The organism is Paenibacillus sp. AR247 (assembly GCF_002968895.1).
Taxonomy (GTDB): Bacteria; Bacillota; Bacilli; order Paenibacillales; family Paenibacillaceae; genus Paenibacillus_AQ; species Paenibacillus_AQ favisporus.
Genome location: NZ_PCZT01000026.1, coordinates 58,314 through 65,635 on the forward strand (window position 1 = coordinate 58,314; position 7,322 = coordinate 65,635).

The 7,322-nt window shown below is 47.0% G+C and carries 8 protein-coding genes; 5 read left to right on the top strand and 3 right to left on the bottom strand.

Features of this window, described 5'->3' with window-relative positions; translation table 11 throughout:
* From CPT76_RS34470 to CPT76_RS34485, 3 genes are all read left to right on the top strand, one after another.
* Positions 1 to 408 (top strand): glycosyltransferase family 4 protein (locus tag CPT76_RS34470; protein ID WP_146116523.1); only part of this gene is annotated, 408 nt, incomplete at its 5' end.
* Positions 409 to 712: 304 nt separating this feature from the next.
* Entirely contained in the window at positions 713 to 1,048 is a 336-nt protein-coding gene (locus tag CPT76_RS34480) for a hypothetical protein (protein ID WP_105446099.1), read from the top strand.
* Positions 1,049 to 1,075: 27 nt separating this feature from the next.
* Positions 1,076 to 2,137 carry a glycosyltransferase family 4 protein gene (locus tag CPT76_RS34485; protein WP_105446190.1) on the top strand — a complete coding sequence of 354 codons (1,062 nt, stop codon included), beginning with the start codon at positions 1,076 to 1,078 and terminating at the stop codon, positions 2,135 to 2,137.
* A 400-nt stretch (positions 2,138 to 2,537) separates the two neighbouring features.
* Here the strand turns inward: CPT76_RS34485 and CPT76_RS34490 are convergent, their stop codons facing one another.
* The 3 genes from CPT76_RS34490 to CPT76_RS34500 form a co-directional block, all read right to left on the bottom strand.
* Positions 2,538 to 3,929, bottom strand: a complete 1,392-nt coding sequence (locus CPT76_RS34490; RefSeq protein WP_181153237.1) for a glycosyltransferase family 4 protein — start codon at positions 3,927 to 3,929, stop codon at positions 2,538 to 2,540.
* 284 nt (positions 3,930 to 4,213) lie between these two features.
* Positions 4,214 to 4,924, bottom strand: a complete 711-nt coding sequence (locus CPT76_RS34495) for a glycosyltransferase family 2 protein (RefSeq protein ID WP_076174156.1) — start codon at positions 4,922 to 4,924, stop codon at positions 4,214 to 4,216.
* Between the two features lie 13 nt (positions 4,925 to 4,937).
* The gene (locus tag CPT76_RS34500; RefSeq protein ID WP_105446102.1) at positions 4,938 to 5,237 is read right to left on the bottom strand and encodes a DegT/DnrJ/EryC1/StrS family aminotransferase; all 300 of its coding nucleotides are present in this window, start codon (positions 5,235 to 5,237) and stop codon (positions 4,938 to 4,940) included.
* 328 nt (positions 5,238 to 5,565) lie between these two features.
* On the opposite strand from CPT76_RS34500, the gene CPT76_RS34505 reads away from it, so the two are divergent.
* Both CPT76_RS34505 and CPT76_RS34510 read left to right on the top strand, forming a co-directional pair.
* A complete protein-coding gene (locus CPT76_RS34505) occupies positions 5,566 to 6,282 on the top strand; it encodes a glycosyltransferase (protein ID WP_105446103.1) in 717 nt (238 codons plus the stop codon).
* A gap of 153 nt (positions 6,283 to 6,435) precedes the next feature.
* Positions 6,436 to 7,322, top strand: an 887-nt coding sequence (locus tag CPT76_RS34510; protein ID WP_105446104.1) for a glycosyltransferase family 4 protein, incomplete at its 3' end; no start/stop codon positions are given.

The window sequence follows — 7,322 nt, forward strand, 5'->3', positions numbered from 1 at the left end:
ATGGAAGAACTGCAGCGGCAGGTTGACGGGTTGGCCTTGAGCAACGACGTTTTGTTCCTAGGCGAACGCCATGACATCCCAGCTCTTCTCATGCAGTCGGATATATTCGTGCACTCCTGCATCCAGGACAATCAGCCGTTCTCGGTCATGGAAGCACAGATTGCAGGGCTCCCTGCGTGCGTATCGAATGCCGGTGGCCTGCCGGAGATGGTGGAACATGGCCGGACGGGTCTTGTTTCGCCGATAAAAGATCCGGTATCCTTGACGCAGCATTTGCATCAGCTTCTGGAGGATGAGAGGTTACGCAAACAACTCGGCCGCAATGCTTCCGCCTGGGGAGAGGAGCACTGGTCCTTGGATCGGATGGTTGGGCGGCTGTTGGAACTGTATCGTCAGGTTATTGGCTAGTCTTGAATCAAGAGCCCAGGAAGGGATTGAGAGGCTTATGTCTGAAGAACCTTTTAAGGTCATAGGTGATTTATATAACCGTATTTTCACGGTCCAGTCTTCCCATTTGGAAGTAAAGGTAGATTATTTGGTCTGGAATCAGATTTTTGCGAATCTCCCGAAGGATTACAAGCTGCCGGATATCCCTGTTCTGCAATTAGACCGCCCCTTTGATATAGGAGAGCGATAATCTATCCCACGTACCGTCCCTAGGGTGGTACCTCATATGGCAAAAACGTCCAAATAAATCACAGGGGGAATAAATATGTCCATATTGCGACTGGTGTCGAATGCCGACGGGCCCATAAACAGCCGCTGTATTCAATCTGTTGATTTGGAGATAAACAATTCCGGGGAAGTTCCCTTTGAAATGCTGATCCACGGGTATGGCATTGAGGGACTATTTTATATCGGCCTGATCCATGCGGGGGCGGATGAGTGGGTTGGTGTTCACGATATTATGACTAACTATTCACCGTTTGAGCTAGTACTTGTTACCAACATTAATAACCTGGCGCATACGTGTGTTGTTTTCAAGATAAAGAATCAGGGCGTGTTGATTGCTGAGTACACACAGGAGGACACGATGAGAGAAAACTAAATGGCTGCAGGACGGGAGGAGGAGTCAATGAAGGTCTTATTTGTATTTTACGTGCCGAGCGGCGGGATGGATACGATCAATCGTTTGCGCTGCCATGAACTGAGGAATTATGGAATCGAGGCTTCCTGTTTGTATTATTTCTGGGGGGCGGGCATGCAGAACAGGGCGGATTTTCCGATCTATATTACAAATGATGACGCGGAAATCAAACAAATACTGGATGCAGGCGGTTATGACGTGATCGTAGTTACGACAGATCATGAGAGCTTCCCGCGTTTCCGCCAACTTGGGTATACCGGCAAGCTGGTGCTTGAAATTCAGGGTTACGGGCCACAAGAGGTAGCCCGAAGCAAGCTGACCGAGGCCGTTCCCTATGTGAATGCTTACGCATCCGCCTTAATGAACCCCAGCACACCGCATATCACTGCTTTATTCCAGGAACTGTTTCCGCATATCCCCTGCTATATCATTCCTAACAGTATTAATTCGGAGACGTTTACCTATCGCCAAACGACTAAGCTTTCCAACCCGGTCATCGCCTGGCTGGGAAGGATAGACGATAATAAAAACTGGCGGGAATTTTTGTATATCGGCCATCAACTAACGCATTTTGTGCCCGATTTGCAGCTGTGGATGTTTGAGGATCCCAATCTTGGTGACCCCGATCAACGCCAGCGGTTTTTAAAAGTTGTGGACGACTTGCAGTTGGGCTCCCGGCTAACCATGCACGCTAATATTCCGAATCACGAAATGCAGTACTATTATTCTTCGATTGGAGATTCGGGCGGATTTATGTGCTCAACTTCGAAAGTGGAGGGTGGGCCACTATCGGTATTGGAAGCGATGAGCTGCAGATGCCCTATTTTAGCATCCAATTCCGATGGAGTAACGATCACCATCAAGCATAATGTTACAGGAAAGAACTATAATCTGGGAAATGTTCACCAGGCTGTCAGTGAGGGATTGAACCTCATGCAAGATGTTGAACTGAGGGAGAGCATTAGGGATGCTGCACAGCACTTAGTTAAGACAGAATTTACTCCGTATAGGTATAGCGTAAGTTTCATGGATATGTTGAACAACATCTAGAATTTAAAACGACCATCGACTTGATGATTTAAATCATGTATAAGCACAAATAAATAAGGGCTTGCCGTTGTAACGGTAAGCCCTTATTTTGTTATGCTGCGCTGGTTTCGATAAGGTTGATTCCCTGGCATCGCTGCTAATTCACCCCGCTAAGTGGCTGGATGATGCTCATATCAGGAATTTTATAATCTATAGAATTATCTTGAAGTGATCTGAGAATTGGATTCCATATTTCTTCTTCATAAGGAGGAAGTTCCGGTAATGAAAATATGGAAGCGAGTGTGAGCGGTGGATCATCTTTTGTCTTGTTTTTTTCTTGTTTTTAATAGATAAGCTCCTTAGCATGTACCTCCATTTTTTGCGCTTCAGTCTTTGATAAAGTTTTTTTGGCGGATTCGCTTCATGGCTGTTTTTTTCTTAGCAGTCTTCTTCTTTTCAGGAAGCGTACTTTTCTTTTTCTTCTGAGTAATAGGCGCCTTCTTCTTTGACTGCTCCATTTTCCATCTCCTCCTTCTGATGTGTTTTGATTTTGCAGATCATGATCTGGAGCAATTTCGTTACCTTGATCGAGATGCTTGCTGCGTGCGAGTTCATACAACTCATGTAGGCGGGAGGTTAATGCAGGTAAAGACCAGTATATTTCTCCTTGTTCTCTGGCTTGATTTGCGACGGAAAGGAACATTGCGGGGTTCTCTAAAGCAGATCGCAGTAAATTATATAACTGATCGCTATCTCCACTCCGAAATACAAATCCATTTGACGCACTTTTTATCATTTCAGGAATGCCACCGGCATTAGAAGTGATAATCGGTTTACCAGCAACTTGGGCTTCAATAATGGCGAAAGGCTGGTTGTCCTGGATGCTCGGGAGGACAATGAGGTCTGCTTGGTGTAACAATTCCGGGATATCATCACGCTTCCCCAAAAAGGTGACGTAGTCCGTGAGACCAAGCTCCTGTACGGCTCGCTTTAATTTATCGCGGAGTGATCCGTCACCAACTAGCCAGCAAACCCAGTCTGTGCGTTCTTCCTTCAGCTTAGATAGAGCATGAAGCAGATAGATGTGCCCTTTTACAACATCGAAGCGTGCAGGACACATAAACACTTTTTTTGCGGTAGGTTTCGGTATGGTGGCTACACGCATCATGTTTTGTTGAAATTCATCCACATCTATACCGTAGGGGCTAACTACAACATGGTGTTCGGGAACAGAAAATTCTTGAACCAATATATCTTTGAGCCATTGTGATGGAGTAATGGTTACATCGCTAACGGTTGCACCCAGATATTCGCGCAAGGAGCAATAGCGCCATAGGGGAGAGCTTTGATCTTGCTCGGGCAATCCCATTTCCGTCCATTCAACAAACACTTCCTTGGCGAGACATCCGTGAATTGTCGTTACTAAGGGGGTATGTGGCGGTTTAACACGTGACATTGCATGGGCGCTCACGATGTCCTGCGCGTGAATCAGATCGTATTCGGCCAAACCGAAGTACATGATAGCGGCTTCCAAGCAGTATCGATCGATCTCGGATTGCTTAATCCATGGATGAATTCCTGGTAAATGCTGATCCATATACTGGTGTGTCTGATCGGCGATCAAGGATTGCAGCCTTCCTCTTTCTATATACAAGTCTTTATTGGAGATCCGAAATCCCAGACCGTCTGGCGTCGGGGAGAAGATATCAGTGGTATGCCCCGCGCGTTGTAATGCTTTGGTCAGTTGATTGACATATGTGTTCACGCCACCGGCATTAGGCAGCGCCCAACTGCAGGCGATTAATATTCTCATCTGTTCATCTCCCGATTGACTAATCTGTCGTCCCCATATCATATGAGCTGTTCATACCATTGCTCACGTACATATACCCATTTGCCCCGCAGCAAATTTACGTTTTCATCGGGAGGTACGCCTGCATCATTTAAAAAAGCGGCCACCAATCTCCAGCACCCATGACAGACACGGAGATAATAATTATGTAAAAATAAAATGATCCGGCCGCCTGTTTTTCAAGACGACCGGATCCTATTTCTATAATGGTCTGTTTGAGGAAGTCCTCCCCATTGCAAATACGATCAAAATCCTTGCTGCGACCGCTGCTCAGGATAAATCCGATAGTAGTACAATATTTCAGGGAGGTTCTCAACCGAATAACCCCTAAGCACATATCTTGTAATAAAATATACATCCTCGGTCGTTGTCTCCGTTCCTGCCGGATAACGCTCCAACCCGCCAAGCAGATCGAACAAGGAGCCGCGCATCATCAGCGCGCCATGGCATACACAATGACCGCCTGACAAATAAATGCCGGCAATATTCTCATAGCCATACTTTACGAAATCGGTGACAAACTGCTGCTCAAAGTTTCCATCTACGAAGCAGGCTATTCCTGATCCACAAAGACAGAAGTTTGTATTTGCCTGTAAAAATGCGACCTGTTTTGCGATCCGCTCCGGGTGCGAGAGGTCATCGGCCGCCATTGTGGCAATAAACTCACCTCTTGCTAAAAAATAGCCTGTGGTAAACGCACCGGAAAAGCCGATATTATAAGGCAAGGGATGGTAGACAAATCTGTTTTCTCTTATTACGGGATGATCTCTATGCTTCTGCACCCATTGTTGAATGATTAGGTCTGTATTATCTGTAGAACCGTCATTGACGACAACAATTTCAATAAAAGGGTAGGTTTGATGAATCAGGCTATCCAGTGTTTCCTCGATATGTCGAGAAGCATTATACGCACCTACTACAATACTGGCCAGGTTAGGAATTCTTTGGAATTTCACGTATTGACCTCCTTTATTTAACGTGGCTGAAAGCCACAAGCGTATCAATGATATACTGCTGCTGATCATCGGTAAGAAAGGGATTCACGGGAAGTGCGAGCGCATGCCCGGCTGCCTTTTCAGAAACAGGGAAGTCACCGACTTTATACCCTAAAGAGGAGAATGCTTGCTGTAAATGAAGCGGACATGGATAATAGCGGGCAGTAGTAATTCCATGCTGATCCATGTGGAGTAATAATTTGTCTGGATCCGGAACCTGTATGACGTATAAATGATAGACATGGCTGCAAGCTAAGCGGATGAAGCTTTCCATATTCCCTCACGCATTATACGCAGAGACTTTTTAGACGTCCGTGATGCGGTTATAGCTTATAAGATTTTGCTGGAGCAAGGACTCCCCGGAGAGATCTACTCCGTCCGGTCAGGAAAAGAATATACACTCGGCGAAATTACAGATCTTTATATGGACATTTTTGAGAAGCCATTCCCTATCGAGTGGGGCAGGGAGAGAACTCCAGCCAGGAAAGTCCAAAGAATACGGCCCCCAGGATGAAGGGACTGGACTGGGAACCTTCCATTCCTCTCCGCACATCCCTTACCGATGTTCTCGAATACTTTCGTACCTGTGGAGGTGATTCCAGATGAGACCTTTGGTCACGATTGTCATTCCTTTTTACAACGATCCATATGTGGAGCAGGCGGTTGAAAGCGCCTTGTCGCAGTCCTACAGCCCTATAGAGATCATTGTGGTCGATGACGGATCGACGCAGCATGCCGAACGATTGGCACCTTACAGGCCCTACATTCATTATCTGGGAAAAGCTAACGGAGGCACTGCCAGCGCACTCAATCACGGAATCCGCCATGCGTCGGGAGAATATATCGCGTGGCTGAGCTCAGACGATTTGTTTTACAGGGACAAAATCAATAACCAGGTGTTATTCATGCTGGAGAGGAATGCGTGGATCTCCCATACCAATTTCAATAATATCGACAAGAACAGTCAAGTTGTGAAGTACCATGCTGGCGTATCATATGAACGGTTGATTGATTTCTACCGGTACTTTCTGAGCCATGCCAACCCAGTTAACGGGTGCACGGTCATGATGAGAAAGGAATTGTTTTGTTACATCGGGCTGTTCGATGAGTCCCTTCCATACACGCATGACCTGGAGATGTGGGGCAGGGCGATTCAAGCCGGCTTTTCGTTTCATTACTTAAACGAAGCGCTGGTCGGCTACCGCTGGCATGAGGCGATGGGAACCCTGCGGCATCAGGAAGTCATTAAACGGGAGAGTGCGGTCACTTGGCAGAAGGTCAGTTACGCGATTGGCCGAATCTCAGCCATGATGGAATAATAGGCAGTCTGCCCGGTGATCTTCACCAGATTCACTGAAAGCACCGGAACCCTTGGTTTTGGTGCTTTCTTTCATCAATTTGATATAAGCTGACGGCACAGAAGTGAGATCGGTGAATCCAGTATCCCACCGGACTCATGGGAAGGAGAAGAGATGAAGATTTTACTGGCAACCTACTGGCTGATTCCCCATGTTGGCGGAGTATGGAAGTATATGACACAACTCCAACAGAGGCTAGAAGCGATGGGACATCAGGTGGATCTTCTTGGAAACAGCCCGGATTATTCTAAATTCCACATCGTAAACCGCGGCCGGGAGCTCCCCAAGGACCAAATTCGCCCGTTTCTGTCCGCCAAGCTGGCACAGGAATATGCACCTCAGCTGCATGCTGATCGGATCATTTATTTCTACGAAGAAGACCGATATCATTTGGAACTTTCCGCCGCATACTTCGGTCTTGATCAATATGATATTATACACACCCAAGATATTTTTGCGGCTAGAGCGATCAGCCGCGTGAAGCCGGCTCACGTGCCCCTGGTAGCGCAGGTACACGGCTCGGTTTCCGGGGAGCTCCACAATCATTTTCGATTGAATCCTCACCTTGGCATCACGGAGGGATCGCCTGCATGGAAGTATCTGAAGTCTATCGAGTACTATGGGGCTAGCTCCGGTGCCGTTACGATTACGTCAACCCATTGGCAGAAAAACGAACTGATACGTGATTTCGGGGTCCCTGAGAACAGAGTTTGCGTATTCCATTACGGTTTGGATACCCTCGATTTTTGGAGGAAGGCCCAGGCTGGAACCAACATGCGGCGCCCTGTGGATAAAAAGGTGATCATCTTCCCGGCCCGATTGTCTTTTGTCAAAGGTATCGATGTGCTTATATCTGCGCTTGGCATGCTGAAATATATTCGGCAGGATTGGGTATGCTGGATCGTCGGGAACGGGGAGAAGATGGAAGAACTGCAGCGGCAGGTTGACGGGTTGCCTTTGAGCAACGTACGTTTTGTCCTAGGCGAACGCCATGACATCCC